Source organism: Bradyrhizobium sp. UBA2491, assembly GCF_002341725.1.
Taxonomy (GTDB): Bacteria; Pseudomonadota; Alphaproteobacteria; order Rhizobiales; family Xanthobacteraceae; genus Bradyrhizobium.
In genome coordinates, this window is record NZ_DDOP01000045.1 from 13,422 (window position 1) to 35,725 (window position 22,304).

The window sequence follows — 22,304 nt, forward strand, 5'->3', positions numbered from 1 at the left end:
GCATGCACATGGTTGAGGGCTCGTAGGTCGGCGATAGCTGCGTCGAAGTTCAAATCGACGCTGGAAATCAAAGTCGTTCACGTCGCGAAGGTGGTCGCTGATCTTGAGCTGCGCGCTCGAGGCCAGCGTCGCGCGCTGACGCCGATAAAAAGCAGCGCAAGGGGGAAACATGACAGTCTTCAACAGAGGAATTCCGGTTCTGTGGGTGGTGACTCTGGCTGGAATAACCGGAGCATCTGCTGCGGATCTCGCGAAAGACAAGCCGGTACTCAAGGCGAAGCCGGCTGCCGAGAAGCCGTTCTTTCTGATCAACGACAACCGTGTGACATACTCATATTACGGGTCGGCGGCGGTGCCGGGCTACACCAGGAACGCCAGTACCAATACGCTTGCCTTCACGCATTTCGATGCGTGGGCATATGGCACCAACACCGTTTCGATCCTCTACAGCAAGTACGACCATGCGGTCCCGACGCCGCCATGCGTCGGCAACCTGGCGGGTCCGGCCGGTCCCTGCGCGGGTGGTGCGGTTGGTCTGTTTTCCGTCCGTAGCACCCTTGGCTGGAACGAGTTGTTCGACACCAAGGCGTTCTCGGTCGGACCCTTGACGAATATCTCGTTCCTGGCGGGCGCCAGCATGGCGCCGTTCAACCTGCTGACCGCCACCTCCGGCTCGGGGGTGATCGCCGGGCTGCAATTCGGCTTCGCGCTGCCATACAAAGGCTACTTCAACATCGCGCCGGTCTACTCGCAAGACTGGGGCTACACCAACAATGCCCTGCCGTCCGGCACGGACGGCGCAATCGGAGTCAAGCCGCCCTTCACCGGCCTGCCCGACGGTGTGCAGCGCTTCAATCCAACATGGGGGATCGAGACCAACTACTACATGGATCTCGGCTTCCTGCCGGAAAGCTTGCAGTATTTCTCGATCAGCGGTCGGGCCTCGATCCGTGGCCCGAAGGGCAATGGATATTACGGGCCCTATGTGGGCGATCCGCTGAAATCGCGGACCGTGGAGTATGTCACCGAGCCGATCCGCGTGACGCTCGATGCGGGCAAACTGTTCTGGGGGCCGCAATACAGCCACCTGGTCGATATCTGGACGGCATGGCGTTACAACCGAAACACTGCCGGCTATGCGGTGGCTTACGACCCGACCTGCGCGCCCGGCGGCGTCTACAATGGCAGTTGTTCCGACAGCGGCGTGTATTCGGGCATCACGGTCAAGCTCGGCGCCGAGGTGCCGGGCACGCCGGCGCTATCCGCGTTCGGCCTGCCGTTCTTCAAGGATGTCGACAACCGGCTCACCTATGCCTATCTGCCGGACGCAACGTCGCCCGGACAGACCGCCAGTACCGCAAAGCAGGTTTTTGCCTACGCGCATAACGATGCCTGGAGCTACGGCACCAACAGCTTCTATGCCGACGTCATGCGATCGGATCACCGCGATCCGTCGTCCCCGTGCTCGGCGGCATATGGCACGCCGGTCTTCGGGGCATCTGGACCATGCGCAGGAACCTACGAATTCAACGCGTCGCTGCGCAGCACGCTTGGCTGGAATGAGGCTTTCGGTACGCGCGCCTTCACGGTCGGGCCTTTGAAGAACATCTCATTCGAAGCAGGTGCGGACCTTAGAATCGCAAACAACTTCATGTCACCCGAAAAGAAAGCCGTCGTCGCCGGTCTGCAGTTTGCGTTCGACCTGCCTTACCGAGGCTATCTGAACATAGCGCCGCTCTATTATCAGGAGTGGAACCACAACACCTTTGCCTATCCGAATTATGCCGGCTTCGCACTGCTTGGAAATCCGCCCTACGCAGGGCTGCTGCCGGCCGGTCTGACCGGGACGCCCGACGGCAATCTGCACTTCAATCCGACCTGGGCGGTCGAAGTCAATTACGGCATGGATCTCGGTTTCCTGCCGGAGAGCCTGCGCTTCTTCTCGGTCAGCGGCCGCGCTGGCTTCTACGGTCCGAAGGGCAATGGGGCCTATGGCGGCTACACGCTGCCATCCGCGATGAGCACCAAAACGGAGATCAATTCGGAGCCGGTCCGCCTGACGTTCGACGCGAGCAAAGCGCTGTGGGGCGCGAAATACGCGCATTTCGTCGACGCCTGGGTCGCGTATCGCTACTGGAGGAACAAGTTCGGGTTCGACGGCAGCAATCCGGCCAACAGCATTTGCTTCTTTGCCGATGGTACCAGCAACAGGAGTTGCACGGAGCAGACGGTGTACTCGGGCATCACCGTAAAGTTCTGAACTGAGATCCCGTCTCGAGCATTGCAGCCGCCCGATGTCCTACGGGACGTCGGCGGTCCAGCGTTCGCCTCACGTCGTGATGAATCCGGTTGGAACCGCCCGTTGCATTGCACGATGTCACGCTCGGGAATTTGTCCCGGCTCAAGCGGGAACGGTTCCTCGTCGCGCGGTTCGCGTCACGGACGCCTACTCCGAAAGTCGAATGTTCCACGGATTTATGTCACGCTGGTACGTACGTCGATGAAAATAGAAGCGCTCTAAGAGCGATTCCAGAAAGCCGCGGCTGCTAGTTCTTTTCTCGACAGAGCCGTGGCGTTACGGCTGCCTCATCAGTCGCATGGGGCGTGACAAGTGGGAATGCTGGGTGCTGGAGCGAAAGCTCCGATCGTTGTTTGTGTAGGGGTGGCGTTGGCGGGGTATGCAACGGCGGGAGCCGCGCAGACCGCGGGAAGCGGGCAGGGCGCAGCGGTGTTGCCGCCGGTAACCGTGGAGGCACCGAAACAACGGACGCAACCGCGCACGACGGCGTCGCGCGGTTCGCGCGCGGCACGCAGCGACCGGCCGAGGCACGCTGCCAACCGCAACGTACCGAGTGCTCCACCGCACGCCGAGACGGTGGCGAGCCGCGGCTCGTTCCGCGAAGGCAATGGTCCGATCCAGGGCTACGTCGCGCATCGCACGTTGGCGGGAACCAAGACCAACACGTCGATCCTCGAAGTGCCGCAGTCGATGTCGGTGATCGGCGCCGACCAGATCCGCGACCAGGGCGCGCGCTCGGTGGTGCAGGCGATCGGCTACACCCCGGGGATCGTCACCAACAGCCCGAACGACACGCGCTTCGAATCGCTCTGGATCCGCGGCTTCCAGGCGCAGCTCTTCCTCGACGGCATGCGGCTGCCCTACGGCGCGGCCACATTCGGCCAGCCGAAGCTCGATCTCGCACTGCTGGAGCGGATCGAAGTGCTGCGCGGACCATCCTCCTCGCTCTATGGCCAGGCCCCTCCCGGTGGCTTCGTCAACATGGTCAGCAAACTGCCGACGGCCACGCCGCTGAACTCGTTCGAGCTGCTTGCGGACAATTGGGGTAAGGTGCAGGCCAATTTCGACGTCGGCGGCGTCGGTGCGGTGAACCAGAAGGGCGATCTGTTCTGGCGCATCGCCGGCACGGTCCATGGCGGCGGAACACAGGTCGATTTCGTCAATGACTTCCGCGGCGCAATCGCGCCGTCCATCACCTACAAGCCTGACCTCGATACCACCATCACGTTCCTGGGCGGCTACCAGCGCGACATCACCGGGCTGGCGTTGCAATTCATGCCGGCGGTCGGCACGCTCTACGCCAACCCCAACGGACGCATCCCGCTCACCAAGTTCCTCGGCGAGCCCGGCTTCGATCATTTCGACCGCACCCAGGCCTGGGTCGGCTACCAGTTCGAGCACTCGTTCAACGAAGTCTGGACGGTGCGGCAGAACGTTCGCTATTTCGACCTTCAGACCAACACCTACGCGGTCGCGGGCGCCGGCGCGCTGATGCAGACGGCGTTGCAGCCGGATTTGCAGACGCTCAATCGCGGTGCGTTCTCGTTTCCTGAGAGTGCCAGTTCCGTCACCCTGGACAATCAGGCCGAGGCGCGGTTCGCGACCGGCCCGCTCGCGCACACCATGCTGTTTGGCGTCGACTATCGGCACATCGACAGCTCGATCGACATGCGTGTCGGCGCCGCGCCACCGATCAACCTCTACAACACCGTCTACGGCGCGGCGATCACGTTCCCGACGATCAAGACCAACAATTCCAGCCAGACGCAGGACCAGACCGGCCTCTATGTGCAGGACCAGATCGCACTTGACCGGTGGCGGCTGACCCTGAGCGGTCGCAGCGACTGGGTCACGACCGACTCGACCAATTTCCTGACCAACAAGCAGACCAACCAGAACGACCAGGCGTTCACCGGACGCGCCGGCCTGAGCTACATCTTCGATTCCGGCATTGCCCCCTACATCGCGTATGCGACCTCGTTCCTGCCGACGCTCGGAGTGACCGCGACGGCTCCGCTGCGTCCGACCACCGCCAAGCAGGCCGAGATCGGCGTCAAGTACCAGCCGGCCGGCACCAACCTGCTGCTGACCGCGGCGTTGTTCGACATGACGCAGCAGAACGTCGTGACGCCGTCGCCCATTCTGGGATTCAGCGAACAGACCGGCGAAGCGCGGTCGCGCGGCGCGGAATTCCAGGCCCAGGCCAGCCTGGCGGAGGGCCTGAAGCTGGTCGCCTCCTACGCCTACACCGACACGCTCACGACCAAGACGAACACGCCCTCCCAGCTCAACAAGCACCTTCCGATCCAGCCGATGAACCAGGCGGCGCTATGGGCCGATTATACCTTCCAGCAGGGGCAGCTCGCCGGTTTCGGCTTCGGCGCCGGCGTGCGTTATATCGGCGATTCCTATCCCGATCTCGCCAATTCGTTTTCGATTCCGAGCTACACGCTGTTCGACGCCGCCGTGCACTATGATCTGTCCAATCTCGATCGCAGGCTGCGCGGCGTCACGCTTGCGGTGAACGCCACCAATCTGTTCGACAAGTACTATGTCGCCTCCTGCACGACGCTGAACTCCTGCTTCCTCGGGTCCGGGCGGACGGTGATCGGCAGCGTTCGCTACACCTGGAATTGATGGAGGCCGCTCCGCATGACCCCGCGATCGATCCGCCTCTGGACGAGCATCCACAAATGGACGAGCCTGGTTTGCACGCTGTTCCTCCTGATGCTGTGCATCACCGGGCTGCCGCTGATCTTCCACGATGAGATCGACGCGGCGTTGGGCGCCACCATCGAGCCTGATCAGGCGCCGGACAATGCGCCATTGCTCAGCTTCGACCGGATTCTCGACATCGCGCGTGCAGCGCAGCCAACCCAGGTGGTGACGATCGTCGGCGCGGATGACGAGAATCCGATCTGGCACGTCTACATGGCATCGACCGTTACGGCGCCGAAAACCGAGGTGATCGTCAGCGTCGATTCGCGTACCGGACGGGTGCTCCACGTCGGTGCTGCTGCCCGCGGCGCCGTTACCAAATTCCTGCTCGACCTGCATACGGATCTGTTTCTGGAACAGCCGGGCATGCTGTTTCTGGGCGCCATGGGCCTTTGCTTCCTGGTCGCGATCGTCTCCGGCGTCGTCGTCTATGGCCCATTCATGCGGCGGCTGGAGTTCGGCACCATCAGGCCGCGCCGCCGTCTGTACTGGCTCGACCTGCATAATCTGCTCGGGATCGTCATCCTGGCCTGGACGGTCGTCGTCGGCGTGACCGGCGTCATCAACACGTTGTCGACGCAGATCGCGCAGCATTGGCAACGGACCGAGCTCGTTGCCATGCTGGGGCCATGGCGCAACGCGCCGGTGCCGCCGAAACTGGCGTCGGCGCAAGGCGCGATCGATACCGCGCTCGCGCATGCGCCGGGCATGAAGGTGCAGTCCGTTGCGATGCCCGGTTCGCCATTTGCCGGCGGCCATCATTACGGTGTTTATCTCCGCGGCAACCAGCCGCTGACCTCGCGGCTGCTCAAGCCGGTGCTGATCAACGCCGATGACGGCACGTTTGGCGAGACCAGGGACATGCCGCTCTATGTCCAGGCATTGTTCGTGTCGCGTCCGCTGCATTTCGGGGACTATGGCGGCATGCCGCTGAAGATCATCTGGGCGTTGCTCGACCTCGCGACGATCATCGTGCTGGGCAGCGGCCTCTATCTCTGGGCGGCGAAGTTGCGCAAGGTGCCGGCGCGCACGCCAATCGCAGCGGGCCGGCCGCTGGTCGCCGGCGCGGAGCGATCCTGATGCCGGCCGCAAAGCGTTCGATCACGCAGATATTCCTGGCGCCGGTGCTGCTCTGCGCCGTGATCGCCTTCGGGCTGATCTCGGCGCTGCTCGGCGACGGCATCTGGGATCAGGCGTCCTGGCTCGCGCTCGCGCTGCCGCTCGTCGTGATCGTGTTCTATGTCAGCCGGCGCGGGAATCGGTAAGCAAACCGGCCGAACGCAACTATCGCTGCACGTTCTGTCCGGAGGGCCGGTAGGTCTCGCCGCTGCCGTCGTGCTGGGCACTTCGCCGCGGCTCGGGTGGTCGCCACGTCACGCCCTGTTCGGCGAGCAGATTGTTTCCCCACTCGGCCAGCGGGGTCAGCAGCGCAACCAGCTCGAAGCCCCGCTCCGTCAGCGCGTAGATCGATCGTTCGGATGAAATCTTGCGCTGCTGGACCGCGCCGTCGGCGATCAGGTCCCGCAGCAGGCTGGACAAGACTTGCTGGCGAACGCCCGCGATCGAGTTGCGCAATTCGCCGAAGCTGAGTTCGTCTAGCGAAAGCAGATGAAGCACCCGGACCTTCCACTTGCCCGAGACGATCTTGAGCACCGTCTCGACCGGGCAGGGATCCGGGGCAGGGCGCTTGCGCTGGTAGGCCATGGTGTCCTCGGTCAGAAATTAATGTGTCTGGCTGGTCCACGATTGATGTGGGACCATGACGCGATCGGAACGGCGTAACCAGCCTGCCATCGGCTACAGATCGCAAGGCTTCATGGGTGTCTCGATGAGCGGTCGGATTCTCAATCTGCTGTTGTGGGCGGGCGTGGCCTATTTCTGCTGCATGGCGGTGGCGCATTTCTTCGGAATCAAGGTCCCGATCCTGTTCGTCTACTACGATACACCCTACTATGCCTATCAGGACAAGATCATCTCGTTCGCGGTCGTGGCCTATATCTGCCTGTTTGCCTCCGCGGCACGTTCAGGTGAGGTTCTCTTCGCATTGGTCGCGATCTGGGTCACCGTTCTGGGACTTTGCGCCGTCAATGTTTCCGACGCGCTGCAGACTGTTCTCTCCGGCAAGTCTACGCTGCCTTACTGGCTACAGACCGCCGCAATCGCGGCCTACGCCCTGTGCCTCACCATTTTCGCGCGGCAGCCGCGAAGCCTGTCGGCGCACTGAGGGCGAAGCACGATGGTGCGGCCGGAATTGATCTTCCATAATGGCAAAGTGTTCACGGCGGATGCCGCTGCGGGCCGCGCCGAGGCGATGGCGGTGGCAGGCGGCACGATCGTCGCCGTCGGCAGCGATCTCGATGTCAAAGGCCTGGCCGGTCCCGGAACCAGGATGGTGGACCTCGGCGGCGGCATGCTGTTGCCGGGCATCGTCGACGTGCACAACCACCATCTCCGTGGCGGGCAAGCCGACCTCTATGAATTGAAACTGCTGCCGACGATGTCGTTCGATGCGGTGCTCGAAACCGTGCGCGCGCGATGCGCGACGACGAAGCCGGGCGAGTGGGTCTTCGGCGGCATCTGGGGCAGTCAACTGGTCGAAATGATCGGCCGTGCAAGTTCGCTGGCGGCGCTCGATGCCGTTTCCGGCGCGCATCCGGTGATGCTGCGCGACGACAGCCAGCACAACCGGTGGGTCAACTCGCGTGCGTTGGAACTGATCGGGATCGACGATGGCACCCGCGATCCCCAGGACGGTCAAATCCTGCGTGACGCGGAGACCGGGGCGGCGACCGGGCTGTTGCTGGAGCGGGCCTCGGGGTCGGCCGAGCAGGCGGTCGAGCGCAGCATCCCGGATCTTGCGGAGCGCAACAAGGCTTCGTGCCGCCGCGCGGTTGAGATTCTCAACGGCTTCGGCATCACCGCCTTTCAGGATGCGACCACGACGCTTCCGTTCCTGGAAGCGCTGGCCGCGCTCGATCGTGCGAACGAGCTCAATGGCTGGTGCGTCGCCTCGCTGCCCGGGCAACGGACGTTGTCGGGCGCCGATCTCGTCGGCGACGCGCTGATCATGCGCCGCGAGACCTATCGCACCCGCCACGTCCGCCCCGATTTCATCAAGCTGTTCATGGATGGGGTGCCGACGACGCGGACCGCCGCCATGCTCACGCCATACCGCGCCACGCGCCTGCAAGGCTGCTGCTTCTGCGGCGACCCCTTGATCTCGATCCCTGACCTGGTGCGGTGGATCGCAAAGGCCGAGAAGCATCGAATGCGGGTCAAGGTGCATTGCACCGGCGATGCCGCGGTTCGCGATACGCTCGATGCCATCGACGTGGTGCGCAGCTTCAACGGACCCGGAAACGGCGCCGGCGCTACGCACCAGATCGCGCACGCAGGCTTCGTTGCTCCCGCCGATATCCCGCGCTTCCGCGCGCTCGATGTGGCAGCCGACCTGTCGCCGATCATCTGGTATCCCGGCCCGATCCAGCAAGCCATCCGCGCGGCGATGCCGGAGGACCGCGCCGACTGCTATTGGCCGCTGCGCGATTTCCGCGATGCCGGCGCGTTGATGGCGGCCGGCTCGGACTGGCCGGTCGTGGCCAATCCCGACCCCTGGCTCGGGATCGAAGGGATGATCACGCGGCGCAATCCGCGGGGCGGATATGACGGCGCGCTTTGGCCGGAGCAGGCCCTCGATCTCGAGACGGTGCTGCGCATCTACACCATCAACGCGGCGCGGGCGATGGGCTTGTCCGATCTCACCGGCTCGATCGAAGCCGGCAAGTCGGCAGATTTCATCCTGGTCGATCGCGACCTGTTTGCGACAGCGCCGGAACGGCTATCGCAGACCAAGGTGCTTTCGACATGGTTCGAGGGCCGTCAGGTTCACGAAGCCGGATGAAAACTTGCGCGTGGCGGACTTGCGAATAGCGCTTGCGCCGGATCGAGAGCGCGGCCGGACAGGCCGCGTTCGTTCACGTGCGAACAGGCCTATTCCGCCGGCTTCGCGGCCGCCGCTGTCGTCGCGGCCGCCGGCGGCTTGGGTGCCTTGTCGACCTTCTTCGACCAGGAGCGGTAATAGGCCAGCACGGTCATCAGCACGATGCCGACCACGCTGACCACGATCTGCATCCAGAGGCTCTCGGAGACCTCGACCAGCACGACATGTGCGACCACCGCGAGGAAGACGCCCGCGCAGAACACTTCGAGCGACTGCTGGCCGGATTTGATGATCGGCTCGAAGATCGGCCATTCGTAGCCCGGCCATTCGCGCGGCAGGAAGCGGGTCACGAAGAAGGCGAGCACCACGAAGTGCAGCACGCGATAGGGCGCGAGGTTGGTCTTGTCGTTCGGATTGAAGGCATCGTAGAGCCAGGCCGGCATCGCCTGTCCAAGCTCGGGGAAGCGGCCCGCCAGCGTCATGACCAGCGCGAACAGCAGATAGGCGCCGCCGAGCCACAGGAAGGCGCGCGAACGGATGAACGAGATCGATTCGCTGGCGCCGCCGAGCGCGAACCAGCCGCCGAACACGAACAGGAACTGCCAGCAGAACGGATTGAAATACCACGTGCCAGATGGATAGGCTGGCAGATTCCAGCCGAAATGCCGTGCCGCGAGATAGAGCAGGAACGAGGCCAGCAGCGTCAGATTGAGCTTTCGCAACATCGCCCACAGCACCAGCGGATAGACCAGCATCAGCGCGATATAGAGCGGCAGCACGTCCATGTTGACCGGCTTGAACGCCAGGATCAGGCCCTGATAGAGCGTCTCGGCGGGGTTTTGCATGAAGCCCGCGACGTTGAACTCGTTCTGCAAATTGGGGTCGTGGTAGCGCTGGGCGAGATAGCCGATCTCGGCGATGTAGATCACGAACAGCAGGACGTGGGCGACATAGATCTGCCAGGCCCGCTTGATCAGACGGGTGGCGCCGATCACGGTGCCGCGCTCGAGCATCATCCGCGCATAGACAAAGGACGCGGTATAGCCGGAGATGAAGACGAACAGATCGGCCGCGTCGCTGAAGCCGAAGTTCTTCTGAGTGATCCAGTTCACCGCGTTGTTCGGGATATGGTCGAGATAGATCGCCCAGTTGGCGAAGCCGCGCAGCAGATCCAGGCGATAGTCGCGGCCACGCGGTGGCAGGACAGCTTTGACGTCCATCGGTTCGCTCCCCATCCCAATGCCCGCGATTCCGGACGCGGGGTCTCCATTGCATGATACTAGAACATGAATTTGCCGGCTGTGTATCGGTTTTCACGGTGACCGCCGCTCAAACCACGACGAATTGGATCAAATCGTCCCGGTCTTGGATCAGCCCCTCACGCTGGCGGGATGTCGAATGTGCCGAAGGGCAGCTTGCATGCCTTGGATGGGGAGAGTGAAGCGAAACCCATCACTTTGTGCCCGACGCATGACGGGTTTCGCTGCGCTCTACGCATCCTACATTTGTCGCGGCTACGCCGCGGCATAGCGCTAGCGCTGAACGAAGCCGTTGTGCAGCGTGGTGAACAGCGCCTTGCCCTTCTTCACCAGATCGTATTTGCGGCCGTAGAGCAGCCAGACCGCGGTCAGGTGGCACATCCCGCCCATCATCAGGGACATCGCGGTGTAGGGGTCGAGATTCCGGCGATAGCTGCCGGCGCGGATCGCCTGCCTGATCAACTGCACATAGAGCAGGGCATATTTGTCGACCGCCTTCTTCACCCGCGGCTCGGCGGCAAGCACGCTCGGCCATATTTCCAGGAAGAAGACACGGCCCCAGCTCGGGTTGTCCTTGATGTACTGAAAGTTCGTGAGGAAGATGATGCGAAGCTGCTCGACCGGGTCACCGCCCTTCACCAGCAGCGGCTCGGTCTTCTGGTACAGCGCCTCGAAATTGCCTTCGGGCACCTCGAGCACCAGCGCGCGCTTGTCCTCGAAATAGTCGTAGATGCTGGAGAGCGGTACTTTCGCCACGGCGGCGATATCGGTAATTGAGGTGCCGTCGATACCTCTTTCGCCGAACAGCTTGGTGGCCGCCGAGAGAATCTGCTCACGCCGATCGCGGCTGCGCTGCTGCTTGAGCTTGAGTATCGTCCCCGAAGCCACGTCCGTCTCCTCGCGTTCCCCACAAAAACAGTAAGGCCGCGGGATCGGAACACAAGCGCTATTGCGACAATATACAACGTCGGCTTGTCGTCAGGCCGGCGCGTTGCGCCGTTCATGATTGCGGAACGCATTGCGGGCGATGATCTGGCGCATGATCTCGGATGTTCCATCGAGAATGCGAACCACCCGCGTCTCCCGCCAGATGCGTTCGATCGGCAGGTCCCTGGAATACCCGGCACCACCGAACAGCTGCATGGTCATGTCGGCGATGCGCTGCACCATGTCAGCGCCGGTATATTTCGACAGCGCCGCGGCCGCCGTTCGCGCCGCCGCGTCGCCCTGGTCATAGCGCCACGCCGCCTCATAGGCGACAAGCCGCGCGGCATGCAGCGCGCTCGCCATGTCGGCGATCTGCCACTCGATCCCCTGATGGTCGCGCAGCTTGCGTCCAAAGGTCTCGCGCGCCGAGACGTGATCGAGCGCGTAGCCCAAAAGCTGGCTTGCCGCGCCGACGCAATAGGCGCCCCAATGCACGCGTCCGGCATCCAGGCACCGCATCGCGATGGCGAAGCCTTCGCCCTCCTGGCCCAGCAGGTTCGCGCGCGGCACGCGGCAGTTCTCGAACGTCACTTCGGCATGCTGCGAGCCGCGACCGGCCGCCATTTCGACCACGCGGCCGATGCTGAGGCCCGGCGTCCTCGCATCGACTGCGAAGGCCGCGATGCCCTTGGCGCCGGCAGACGGATCGAGGGTGGCGAACACGGTGAAGACGCCGGCGGCCGGCGCGTTGGTGATGTAGGTCTTACTACCGTCAAGGATGTAGTGGTCGCCGTCGCGCCGCGCCCGGGTCTCGATCCGGGCGGCATCGGAGCCGGCATTCGGCTCGGTCAGCGCGAAGGCGCCGATAACCCGGCCGCTGGCAAGCTCCGGCAGCCATCGGTCACGGACGGCACCTGTGGCGAAGAACTCGATCGCCTTCGATCCGATGTGCACGTTGACGCCGCTCAGATAGTAGAAAGCGGTATGCGCCTTGGCCAATTCCTCGATCGCGATGCAGCTCCCGAGCATCGAGAGCCCGAGGCCGCCGAATTGCTTCGGTGTGTTGGTACCGAACAATCCCATCCGGCGCAGCCCGGCCATGGCGTGCTCCGGCACGTCGCCGGTCTCTTCGATCGCTGCGTCATGGGGCTTGAGCTCGGTGCGGACAAATTCGCGGATCCGGCCTTGCAGGGCGACGAGGTCGTCGGGAAGCTGGAAGTGCATGGCTCACCATAATTCGAATAATCTTCGAAAAATGTTGCGCCGCCGTCCCGGTGATGTCAAGGTTTTCGGGGGTGCCGGAGAGAGGACGATGATGCTTGCAGGCCTGATGCAGCAAGTGCCGCTCACGCTAAATCTGGTGCGGGAGCGGGTTGGCGACCTCTATCCGAACAAGACCGTGACGACGCGGTTTCACGACCGCATCCACGTCATCGGCTATGCCGCGATGCTCGATCGCGCCGGGCAGCTTGCCAATTATCTCGCCGGGATCGGCGTCGGCCGCGGCATGCGCGTCGCCACGCTGGCCTGGAACTCGCATCGTCATCTCGAGCTCTATCTTGCGGTGCCCTGCATGGGCGCGGTGTTGCATACGATCAACGCGCGGCTGCTGGCGCCCGACATCGCGCGCTTGCTGGCGCATGCCGGCGATCAGGTGCTGTTCGTCGACCGCTCGATCTGGCGCACCATCGGCCGCGAGATCGTGCTGCCCTCTGGGGTTCGCCATGTTGTGATCATGGAAGACGAGGTCGATCCGTCGATCGATCCCCCGGCGCCGATGGGTACACCCGCAACGCTGTATGAGGCCGCGATTGCCGGCCACGGCAGTGCCTTCGCATGGCCCGACCTCGACGAGAACGAGGCGTCGGGCCTCTGCTACACCTCCGGCACCACAGGCGATCCCAAGGGCGTGCTCTACAGCCATCGCTCGACGACCCTGCATACGCTGGCCTGCCTGTTCGCCGACGGCATCGCGATGCGCGAGCGCGACGTCTGCCTGCCGGCGGTGCCGATGTTCCATGCCAATGCCTGGGGCTTTCCCTATGCTGCGCTGATGGCCGGCGCCGCGCTGGCGTTGCCATGTCGCCAGATCGACCCGGTGGCCCTGGTCGAGCTGGTCGAGGTGGCGCAGGTGACGATGGCAACGGCGGTGCCCACGGTCTGGCTCGGCTTCCTCGATCATCTCGGCAAGCATCCGCAGGCGGTCGCGCGCATCGCATCGCTGCGCCGGCTGCCGGTCGGCGGTGCCGCGATCGGCCAATCCTTCATCGATGGTTTCGCGCGGCTCGGCATCGAGGTGATGCATTGCTGGGGCATGACGGAGATCTCGCCGCTCGGCCTGACCAATGTCGCGCGTTCCGATCTCGACACGGAGGAGACGCGCAGCACCCGCACGGCGCAAGGCTTGCCGATCCCGGGCTGCCGGTTCCGCAATGTCGATGCGGAAGGCGTGCCGTGTGGCCGCGACGGCACGACACCGGGCGAATTGCGGATCTCGAGCCCGTGGGCGGCGGCGTCCTATTTCGCCGGCCCGGCCGACCAGGCCCCGTCGGCGGATTCCTTTGCCGTCGAGGACGGGCGTACCTGGCTGAAGACCGGCGACATCGCGACCATCGACCGGCATGGCTATGTCAGGATCGTCGATCGCGCCAAGGACCTGATCAAGTCGGGCGGCGAATGGATCTCGAGCCAGGCGCTCGAGCTACAGATCATGAACCATCCCGACGTGCGCGAGGCCGCGGCGATCGGCAGGCCGGACCCGAAATGGCAGGAGCGGCCGGTGATCTGTGTCGTGCTGCGATCCGATGCCGCCGAGCCTCGCGAGCGCTTCGCGCGCGAATACCGTGACTATCTCGCTAGCTTCTTTCCGAAATGGCAGATACCGGACGAGGTGATCTTCTGCGCCGAGCTGCCGAAGGGCAAAACCGGCAAGATCGACAAGATCGCGCTGCGCCGGACGTTCGGAAGCTCCTGAAGCGCCCGCCGGGCATGACCTGCGGAAATCGATGGCGGTCTGCGCAACGTGGCGCAGCCCACAGCGCGCGGCCGTCCCATCCCGCCGCAACTTTGTCCACTTGTTACGGGACAAAACCACGAGTTGTAGGCAGGTCGCCTGTCGCTTGGGGGAGAATATGATGTCGCGTGCGTTTCGATCCAGTCATTCCGCAAAGGCCGTCGCCGGTCTCCTCTTCGCGCTTGTTGCTTGGTTTGCGGTGCCGGCCGTCGCCCAGACGCCGGATGCCAACCTCCCGCGCGTGCTCGTGCTCGGCACCGGCGGCACCATCGCAGGCCAGGCCAATGCACGCGCTGGCAATGCCTATGACTCAGGCAAGGTCAGCGCGGCGAACCTGATTGCCGCCATTCCCGGCATCGACAAGCTTGCGCAGATCTCGGCCGAGCAGATTTCCTCGATCGGCTCGCAGGACATGAACGACAAGGTCTGGTTCGATCTCGTCAAGCGCATCCGATCGGCCATCGACAACAAGGAGGTCGACGGCGTCGTGATCACGCATGGCACCGACACGATGGAGGAGACCGCGTTCTTCCTGCAAAACGTGCTCGACACCGACATGCCGGTCGTGCTGGTCGGCTCGATGCGGCCCTCGACCGCGATCGGTGCCGATGGCCCGGCCAATCTCTACGAGGCGATGCGCGTCGCCGCGTCGCCGGAATCCCGCGGTCGCGGCGTGCTGGTGGTGCTCAACGACACCATCCATGCGGCGCGCTGGGTGCAGAAGACCAATACCACCAGCGTCCAGACGTTCCGCTCACCCGATGCGGGGCCGGTCGGCTATGTCGATACCGGTTCGCTGCGCTTCCTGCAGCCGGCCATCACGATCAAGACGGCGAAGCTGAAGCTGCCGGATGCGCCGCCACTGCCGCGGGTCGACGTCGTCTATTCCCACGCCAACATGGACGCCGCTGAAGTCGAGGATGCGGTCAAACGTGGCGCCAAGGGCATCGTGCTGGCCGGTGTCGGCGACGGCAATTCATCGAAGGGCGCGATCGACGCGCTCGCCGCCGCGGCAAAGCAGGGTGTCCTGGTGGTTCGCTCGACCCGCGTCGGCTCCGGCTATGTGAACCGCAACGTCGAGGTCGAGGACGACAAGCTCGGCTTTGCGGTCTCGCTCGATCTCAATCCGCAGAAGGCGCGCGTGCTGCTTCAGCTCCTGATCGCCAACGGCGTCACCGACCCCGTTGCGGTTCAACGGGCGTTCGCCCAGCAGTGATCGTGATACACGAGGCACCATGTATCTCGGGATCGATCTCGGCACCTCGGCGGTCAAAACCGTTCTCGTCGACGAGGGGCAGCGCGTGGTGGCGAGCCGCAGCCAGCCGCTGACGGTGGCTTCGCCGCGACCGGGCTATAGCGAGCAGGATCCGGCGCAATGGGTCGATGCCACCTTCGCGACGCTGGACGCGTTGAAGGCAGATCATCCGGCCGAATTGGCTGCTGTCGACGGCATCGGCCTGTCCGGCCAGATGCACGGCGCGACGCTGCTCGACGCCAGCTTGAAGCCGTTGCGGCCCTGCATCCTCTGGAATGACGGACGCTCGGCCGCGGAATGCGCCGAACTGGAGCAGCGATGGCCAGCCTTGCGGTCGACCACCGGCAACAAGGCGATGCCCGGATTCACGGCGCCGAAGCTGTTGTGGGTCGCCAGGCACGAGCCGGAGATCTTCGCCGCCACCAGGCTGGTGCTGCTGCCGAAAGCCTATCTGCGCCTGGTGCTCACGGGCGAAGCGATCGAGGATATCTCGGACGCCTCCGGAACGCTGTGGCTCGATGCGGCGCGACGGGACTGGTGCGATGCCGCGCTCGCCGCGGCCGGCCTGTCGCGCCGCCAGATGCCGCGACTGGTCGAGGGCTGTGCGCCGTCGGCGCGGCTCCTGAACGAGCTCGCGCAGCGCTGGGGCATGACCAGACGGCCGATGATCGCCGGCGGCGCCGGCGACAATCCCGCGGGTGCCGTCGGCATCGGCGCGATCGGCCCCGGCACCGCCTTCGTCTCGCTCGGAACTTCCGGCGCGCTGCTGGCGCCAACCGATACGATTGCCGCCGATCCGGCCCGCGCCGTGCATACATTCTGTCATGCGGTTCCTGGAATGTGGATCCAGGCCGGCGCGATCCTCTCGGCGGCGTCGTGCCTTGCCTGGATCGCGCGGCTGCTGCGGACCCCCGAGGCCGAGTTGCTGGCGCCGCTCGGGGATCGCCCGAAGCTGCCCTCGCATGTCAGCTTTCTGCCCTATCTGTCCGGTGAGCGGACGCCGCATGACGACCCCGATGTGCGCGGCATGCTGGATGGCTTGAGTCACGGCACCGATCGCGACGCCATCGTGCAGGCGGTGCTCGAAGGCGTCGCCTTCGCGCTGGCGGATTGCCGCGACGTGCTTTCCGATGGTGGAATCGCGATCTCCGAAGTGGATGCGATCGGTGGCGGCTCGCGCTCGCGGTTCTGGCTTGCCGTGCTGGCCAGTGTCCTCGACATTCCGGTGCACCGCTTTGCCGATGGCGAAACCGGGGCCGCGTTCGGCGCCGCGCGGCTCGGACGCCTCGCGGTCAGCGGTGAGCCGATCGAGGCCGTCTGCACCGCGCCGTGGCGCGTCGAGACCTTCGAGCCCGATCGCGCGCTTGCGGCAGCCTATGCCGAACGGCTGCCAAAATGGCGCGGCCTGTACCGGCCGCGGCGCTGACCAAAGCCGACGCCTCCTTGAGATTCACCACCTGGAGGCTATGCCGGAGCAGGCCCCTCGATCCGGTGCACCTCACGCACGGCGTCACGATTGGCGATCCGGGCGTAATGCGCAGCCAGGTTGGGGTAGGCGCCAATATCGAAGCCGACGCGCGGCGTCCAGCCCGTCATCGCATAGAGGCCGACGTCGGCAATGGAGTAGCTCTCGCCCAACAGATAGGCGCTCGTAGAGAGGTGCTGGTCGAGAAATGCGAAGCGTGCCTTCAGCCGCTCGCGAAACACGTCCTTCGCCCGCTCATCCAGCGCAGTGTAGAACAACGGGCCGAGACCTCCCTTGTGCAGCTCACTGGAGAGGAAATTCAGCCAAGTCTGCAACCTGGCCCGCTCGATGGTTCCGTGCGATGGTGCGAGCCTTCCGGTCGGGTCGCGGTCTGCGATGTATTGGACGATCGCGGCGGCCTCGAGAAGGACGCTGCCATCATCGAGTCCCAACGCCGGTATGTATCCTAGCGGGTTTATTGTTCGGTAGTCTCCGCCATCCGCCATCGTCTTGCTCACTTCATCGACTCGAACGCCGATAAAGGGAAGACCGCTCTCGAGCAGGGCGACATGGGGCATCAGCGATATCGTCCCCGGCGCGTAGTACAGCTTCATGCCACCATCTTTCCTGGTCTCCGGCGCCGACGCATGAGGGGAGCTGCCCATCGGCAGGGAGAATGGGCGAAGTTTCGGCCGGGACGCAATCGCGAAAAATTCGCGTTGCCTTGCCCTCGGTTCCCGGTTCGCGTTTTGCTCGAACCTATTGCCCTACGCAGCGGCCTTTTGTTTAATGCGCGCACGCGCGCGAGATACCGACAACAACTTGCGGGTGCGACGCAACGCCGTCGGTGCCGTGGGAGGCAAGATGATCGACCCGATCCTCGAGATGCGCCGGGTCTCCAAGTCCTTCTTCAGCATCAAGGCACTCCGCGGCGTCGACCTCACGGTCTATCCCGGAGAAATCCACGCTTTGATGGGCGAGAACGGCGCCGGCAAATCGACGCTGATGAAGATCCTGTCGGGCGCCTACCGGCCAGATCCGGGCGGCGAGATCCGGATCGAGGGCAAGCCTGTGCATTTCAACGGCCCGCATGCCGGCCGCGCGGCAGGCATCTCGATCATCTATCAGGAACTGTCGCTCGCCCCCAATCTCAGCGTCGCACAGAACATCTATCTCGGCCGCGAGGTCTCGCGCTTCGGCGTGCTGGCCCGCGACGCGATGGAGACCGCCGTCGGTCCGATCCTCGAACGGCTCGGCGCGGATTTCACGCCGTCGACGCTGGTCGCCGGCTTGTCGATGGGCCAGCGCCAGCTGGTCGAGATCGCCCGCGCGCTGCACGCCCGTTCGAAGATCCTGATCATGGACGAGCCGACCACCGCATTGTCGGCGGGCGAGAGCGAGCGGCTGTTCGGACTGATCAGCCGGCTCCGTGCCAACGGCCTTGCCATCATCTACATCTCGCATCGCATGGACGAGGTCTACGCGCTCGGCGACCGCGTCACGGTGCTGCGTGACGGCACGCTGGTCGGCTCGCTCGACAAGCCCGAGATCCGCGCCGACACCATCGTCCGCCTGATGGTCGGGCGCGATGTCTCATCCTTCTACAAGAAGGAGCACGATCCAAAAACTGATGCGGATGCGCCGCGTGGCGCTCCCGTACTTGCGGCCGTCGACCTCGCCGACGGACCACGCGTCAAGGGTTGCTCGCTGACCGTGCATGCCGGCGAGGTGGTTGGTCTCGCCGGGCTGGTCGGCGCCGGCCGCACCGAGCTTGCCCATCTGATCATCGGCGCCGCGCCCAAGACTTTGGGCCATGTTGAAATTGACGGACACAAGGTCGACATTGGCACACCCGGCGAGGCGCTCGCGTCGGGCATTGCCTACCTCACCGAGGACAGGAAGGCGCTCGGCCTGTTCCTCGACATGTCGTGCCTCGACAACATCAATCTCGCCGTGCTGGGTCGCGACGCGAAGCGCGGCGGAATCCTCGACCGCGACAAGGCACGCGATCGCGCCAACAAGGCATTCGCTGCCTTGGGCATCCGTGCTTCGGATATCCGCGTGCCGGCCGGTCGCCTGTCCGGCGGCAACCAGCAGAAGGTGCTGCTGTCGCGGCTGCTTGCGACCACGCCCAAGATACTGATCCTCGACGAGCCGACCCGCGGCGTCGACGTCGGCGCCAAGTCCGAGATCTATTCGATCATCGACAATCTCGCCAAGTCGGGCACGGCAGTGCTGGTGATCTCCTCCGACCTGCCCGAGATCATCGGCATCTGCGACCGCGTCATCGTGATGCGCGCCGGGCTGATCGCCGGCGAGATCAGGCGGACGGCGACCACGCCGCTCGACCAGGAGCAGATCATGGCGCTCGCAACCGGAATGGAGCAGGTCGATGCCTGATGACGGTGCTTCCGCGAAGGCCGCAGCGTCCGGCGTCGTCGCCGCACAGGAAACGAGGCGTCAGCGGACGGCGCTGTTGATCCGCTCGGCCGGCATGCTGCCGGTGCTGGTGCTGCTGTGCCTCGGCTTCCATCTGCTGTCGGACGGCCGCTTCTTCACCGCGCAGAATCTCGGCATCGTCGTGCAGCAGGCCGCCGTCAACACCGTGCTGGCGGCCGGCATGACCTTTGTCATCCTCACCGGAGGTATCGATCTCTCGGTCGGCTCGATACTGGCGGCCTCGGCAATGGCCGGGCTGATTATCTCCAAACTTCCCGATCTCGGCGCGTTGTGGTTGCCGGCCGCGGTGCTCACCGGCGCCGCCTTCGGCATCCTCAACGGCGGCTTCATCGCGCTGCTGCGCCTGCCGCCCTTCATCGTGACACTGGGATCGCTCACCGCCGTGCGCGGCGTGGCCCGTCTGCTCGGTGCCGACACCACCGTGTTCAATTCGGAGATTCCCTATGCTTTCATCGGTAACGGGTCGCTGACGCTCATTCCCGGCGTGCTGTCGATTCCCTGGCTCTGGGTGATCGCGTTGCTGGTGATCCTCGCCGCCTGGCTGGTGCTGCGGCGCACCGTGCTCGGCGTGCACATCTACGCGGTCGGCGGCAATGAGAGCGCGGCACGGCTCGCCGGCATCAAGGTCTGGGCGGTGCTGATCTTCGTCTATGCCGTGTCCGGTCTGCTGGCGGGCCTTGGCGGTGCCATGCAGGCGGCGCGGCTGTACGCCGCCAACGGCCTGCAACTCGGCCAGTCCTACGAGCTCGACGCGATCACCGCCGTGATCCTCGGCGGCACCTCGTTTGTCGGCGGCATCGGCTCGATCTGGGGCACGCTGGTCGGCGCGCTGATCATCGCCGTGCTGTCGAACGGCTTGATCCTCACCGGCGTGTCGGACGTCTGGCAATACGTGATCAAAGGCCTCGTGATCATCGGTGCGGTGGCGCTCGACCGCTACCGGTTGCAGGGCTCGGCGCGCACCTAAGGCATGGTCCGGAACAGCGTGAAGCGGTTTTCCGAGGAGATCATGCCCAACCAGTCAACAATCCGGCGCGGTCACTGGCCGCCGCGCCGGAGCTTCAAACAGACCAGGGAGGAAGCCAATGAAGACGATCTCGATTGCCGGCGCTGTCGTGGCGCTCGCCCTCGGCTCTGCGCCGTGCTTCGCCAAGGAGCTGAAGTCGATCGGCATCTCGCTGGGCTCGCTGGGCAACCCGTTCTTCGTCGCCCTGTCGAAGGGCGCCGAGTTCGAGGCCAGGAAAACCAACCCCAACATCAAGATCACGACGGTCGGCTTTGAATACGATCTCGGCAAGCAGGTGACCCAGATCGACAATTTCATCGCCGCCGGCGTCGACCTGATCCTGCTCAATCCGGGCGATCCCAAGGCTGTTGGCCCAGCGATCAGGAAGGCGCAGGCGGCAGGCATCATCGTCGTTGCCGTCGACACCGCTGCCGAAGGCGCCGATGCCACTGTCACCACCAACAATGTCCAGGCCGGCGAGATTTCCTGCCAGTACATCGTCGACAAGCTCGGCGGCAAGGGCGACGTGATCATCGAGAACGGGCCGCAGGTCTCCGCAGTGATCGACCGCGTGACCGGCTGCAAGAACGTGCTTGGCAAGAATCCCGGCATCAAGGTGCTGTCCAGCGACCAGGACGGCAAGGGTTCGCGCGAAGGCGGCCTGACGGTGGCTCAGGGCTATCTGACCCGCTTCGCCAAGATCGATGCGATCTTCGCCATCAACGATCCGCAGGCGATCGGCACCGATCTCGCCGCGCGCCAGCAGAACCGCAGCGGCATCATCATCACTGCCGTCGACGGCGCGCCCGACATCGAGGCCGCGCTGAAGGATCCCGCCGCGCAGCAGATCCAGGCCTCGGCCTCGCAGGATCCGTTCTTCATGGCACGCCGCGCCGTGCAGATCGGCGTCGGCCTGCTCAACGGCCAGAAGCCTGCCTCGACCGTCGAGCTGCTGCCGTCAAAACTGGTGACGCGCGCCAATATCGCCGAATACAAGGGCTGGACCTCGGACCGTTCGCAATAGCGCAAGCAGCACGGGCTGCGCGATCCACGACGTGACGATGGTGACCGGAGCGCCGGTCACCTCGGCGATCTCCCGGTCAGCCGCCAGACGCGCGTTGCGCCGACAAGGGGGCTGCGCCGGCGCTCTCGGACGCAGCATTCAGTCGGAGCTGCCGGTGGCATCAGCACCGCCGAGAAACAGTTTCCATGCCTTCTTGAAATAGGCCTTTCGATCCGCCGGCGGCAGCGGCTTGTAGCCGAACATGGCCAGCGTCGTGGGGCCGACGATGATGCTGTTGATGAGGTGATTTGTCAGGAAGGTGGCATCGGCGGCAACCAGATGCCGGTCCTTCTGTGCCTGCACGACGCGCGCGCGCAGCAGATCGGAGATCGCATCCGCCTCGGGGCCGATGCGATCGCTGTCGGCGATCAGCATCTCGCTCAAGGCAATGCGCTTGAACGCAATCAACTCGGGATCGAGATTGATATCGAGCAGGCAACTCGTCAGCTCCCTGAGCTGAGCGAGGCTGTCCTGCTCCGCACTACCGGCTCCGAGATCGTCAAGGCGGGCCATGATGCGCTTGCGGCTGCGCTCCAAAACGGCATTGAACAAGGCGCGTTTCGATGCATATCGCCGATAGATCGTGTCTTTGCCGGCGCCGCACATCGACGCCACGCGCTCGACCGATGTTGCGGCGTAGCCGTCCCTTGCGAACAGTTCGGCGGCGATCGCGAGGATGCGATCCTCGACGAGCGCCGCTTCGGCTTTGGTCGGCCGGCCGCCACGTCTTCTTCGGCTTCGCTGGCCTCGTTTCGCGTTACTGCCTTCCATCCTGTCCCCGTGACGCGCCTGCCTGCGCGGCAGATTGTAATATGTCTAAATCATTGAAAACGCCATTATATAAACTGGACAGGTTCGTCCCGTTTTGTTTACTCGCGAGCGAAATTTGGCGAGGGGGC

At 64.4% G+C, this 22,304-nt stretch carries 18 protein-coding genes; 12 read left to right on the forward strand and 6 right to left on the reverse strand.

Annotated elements, in window-relative coordinates; genetic code table 11:
- Nucleotides 1-169 precede the first annotated feature (169 nt).
- From B2W55_RS15145 to B2W55_RS15160, 4 genes are all read left to right on the forward strand, one after another.
- Nucleotides 170-2,260, forward strand: a complete 2,091-nt coding sequence (locus B2W55_RS15145; protein ID WP_192827296.1) for a hypothetical protein — start codon at nt 170-172, stop codon at nt 2,258-2,260.
- Between the two features lie 408 nt (nt 2,261-2,668).
- The gene (locus B2W55_RS15150) at nt 2,669-4,936 is read left to right on the forward strand and encodes a TonB-dependent siderophore receptor (protein WP_160306643.1); all 2,268 of its coding nucleotides are present in this window, start codon (nt 2,669-2,671) and stop codon (nt 4,934-4,936) included.
- Between the two features lie 15 nt (nt 4,937-4,951).
- The gene (locus B2W55_RS15155; protein WP_024584893.1) at nt 4,952-6,097 is read left to right on the forward strand and encodes a PepSY-associated TM helix domain-containing protein; all 1,146 of its coding nucleotides are present in this window, start codon (nt 4,952-4,954) and stop codon (nt 6,095-6,097) included.
- On the forward strand, nt 6,097-6,282 hold the full coding sequence (locus B2W55_RS15160; protein WP_029880230.1) for a hypothetical protein: 186 nt from the start codon (nt 6,097-6,099) through the stop codon (nt 6,280-6,282). The genes B2W55_RS15155 and B2W55_RS15160 overlap by 1 nt, the downstream gene beginning before the upstream one ends.
- 19 nt (nt 6,283-6,301) lie before the next feature.
- Here B2W55_RS15160 and B2W55_RS15165 read toward each other — a convergent pair whose 3' ends face one another.
- Entirely contained in the window at nt 6,302-6,721 is a 420-nt protein-coding gene (locus B2W55_RS15165; RefSeq protein ID WP_024584895.1) for a winged helix-turn-helix transcriptional regulator, read from the reverse strand.
- A 124-nt stretch (nt 6,722-6,845) separates the two neighbouring features.
- Between B2W55_RS15165 and B2W55_RS15170 the strand changes: the two genes are divergently transcribed.
- Nucleotides 6,846-7,241 (forward strand): hypothetical protein, encoded by a 396-nt coding sequence (locus B2W55_RS15170; protein ID WP_145987118.1) that lies wholly within the window; start codon nt 6,846-6,848, stop codon nt 7,239-7,241.
- 12 nt (nt 7,242-7,253) lie between these two features.
- Entirely contained in the window at nt 7,254-8,918 is a 1,665-nt protein-coding gene (locus tag B2W55_RS15175; RefSeq protein ID WP_024584897.1) for an amidohydrolase, read from the forward strand.
- An 89-nt stretch (nt 8,919-9,007) separates the two neighbouring features.
- On the opposite strand, the gene B2W55_RS15180 is transcribed toward B2W55_RS15175, so the two are convergent.
- The 3 genes from B2W55_RS15180 to B2W55_RS15190 all read right to left on the reverse strand — a co-directional run bounded on the left by B2W55_RS15180 (nt 9,008) and on the right by B2W55_RS15190 (nt 12,367).
- The gene (locus B2W55_RS15180) at nt 9,008-10,177 is read right to left on the reverse strand and encodes an OpgC domain-containing protein (RefSeq protein ID WP_024584898.1); all 1,170 of its coding nucleotides are present in this window, start codon (nt 10,175-10,177) and stop codon (nt 9,008-9,010) included.
- A gap of 312 nt (nt 10,178-10,489) precedes the next feature.
- Complete coding sequence (locus B2W55_RS15185) at nt 10,490-11,104, reverse strand: TetR/AcrR family transcriptional regulator (protein WP_029880232.1); 615 nt, start codon at nt 11,102-11,104, stop codon at nt 10,490-10,492.
- A gap of 90 nt (nt 11,105-11,194) precedes the next feature.
- A complete protein-coding gene (locus B2W55_RS15190; RefSeq protein WP_024584899.1) occupies nt 11,195-12,367 on the reverse strand; it encodes an acyl-CoA dehydrogenase family protein in 1,173 nt (390 codons plus the stop codon).
- An 88-nt stretch (nt 12,368-12,455) separates the two neighbouring features.
- On the opposite strand from B2W55_RS15190, the gene B2W55_RS15195 reads away from it, so the two are divergent.
- The 3 genes from B2W55_RS15195 to xylB all read left to right on the forward strand — a co-directional run bounded on the left by B2W55_RS15195 (nt 12,456) and on the right by xylB (nt 16,837).
- Nucleotides 12,456-14,117, forward strand: a complete 1,662-nt coding sequence (locus B2W55_RS15195) for an AMP-binding protein (protein WP_051404389.1) — start codon at nt 12,456-12,458, stop codon at nt 14,115-14,117.
- Between the two features lie 160 nt (nt 14,118-14,277).
- Nucleotides 14,278-15,372 carry an asparaginase gene (locus B2W55_RS15200; RefSeq protein ID WP_244442337.1) on the forward strand — a complete coding sequence of 365 codons (1,095 nt, stop codon included), beginning with the start codon at nt 14,278-14,280 and terminating at the stop codon, nt 15,370-15,372.
- Nucleotides 15,373-15,391: 19 nt separating this feature from the next.
- The gene (gene xylB / locus B2W55_RS15205) at nt 15,392-16,837 is read left to right on the forward strand and encodes a xylulokinase (RefSeq protein ID WP_024584902.1); all 1,446 of its coding nucleotides are present in this window, start codon (nt 15,392-15,394) and stop codon (nt 16,835-16,837) included.
- A gap of 38 nt (nt 16,838-16,875) precedes the next feature.
- Here the strand turns inward: xylB and B2W55_RS15210 are convergent, their stop codons facing one another.
- Nucleotides 16,876-17,490, reverse strand: coding sequence for a glutathione binding-like protein (locus B2W55_RS15210; protein WP_024584903.1), 615 nt, complete (start codon nt 17,488-17,490; stop codon nt 16,876-16,878).
- A 250-nt stretch (nt 17,491-17,740) separates the two neighbouring features.
- Here B2W55_RS15210 and B2W55_RS15215 point away from each other — a divergent pair, with 250 nt between their 5' ends.
- The 3 genes from B2W55_RS15215 to B2W55_RS15225 all read left to right on the forward strand — a co-directional run bounded on the left by B2W55_RS15215 (nt 17,741) and on the right by B2W55_RS15225 (nt 21,366).
- Entirely contained in the window at nt 17,741-19,276 is a 1,536-nt protein-coding gene (locus tag B2W55_RS15215) for a sugar ABC transporter ATP-binding protein (RefSeq protein ID WP_024584904.1), read from the forward strand.
- A complete protein-coding gene (locus B2W55_RS15220) occupies nt 19,269-20,303 on the forward strand; it encodes an ABC transporter permease subunit (protein ID WP_024584905.1) in 1,035 nt (344 codons plus the stop codon). The genes B2W55_RS15215 and B2W55_RS15220 overlap by 8 nt, the downstream gene beginning before the upstream one ends.
- 118 nt (nt 20,304-20,421) lie before the next feature.
- Complete coding sequence (locus B2W55_RS15225; RefSeq protein WP_024584906.1) at nt 20,422-21,366, forward strand: ABC transporter substrate-binding protein; 945 nt, start codon at nt 20,422-20,424, stop codon at nt 21,364-21,366.
- Between the two features lie 138 nt (nt 21,367-21,504).
- On the opposite strand, the gene B2W55_RS15230 is transcribed toward B2W55_RS15225, so the two are convergent.
- Entirely contained in the window at nt 21,505-22,176 is a 672-nt protein-coding gene (locus tag B2W55_RS15230; protein ID WP_024584907.1) for a TetR/AcrR family transcriptional regulator, read from the reverse strand.
- Nucleotides 22,177-22,304 lie beyond the last annotated feature (128 nt).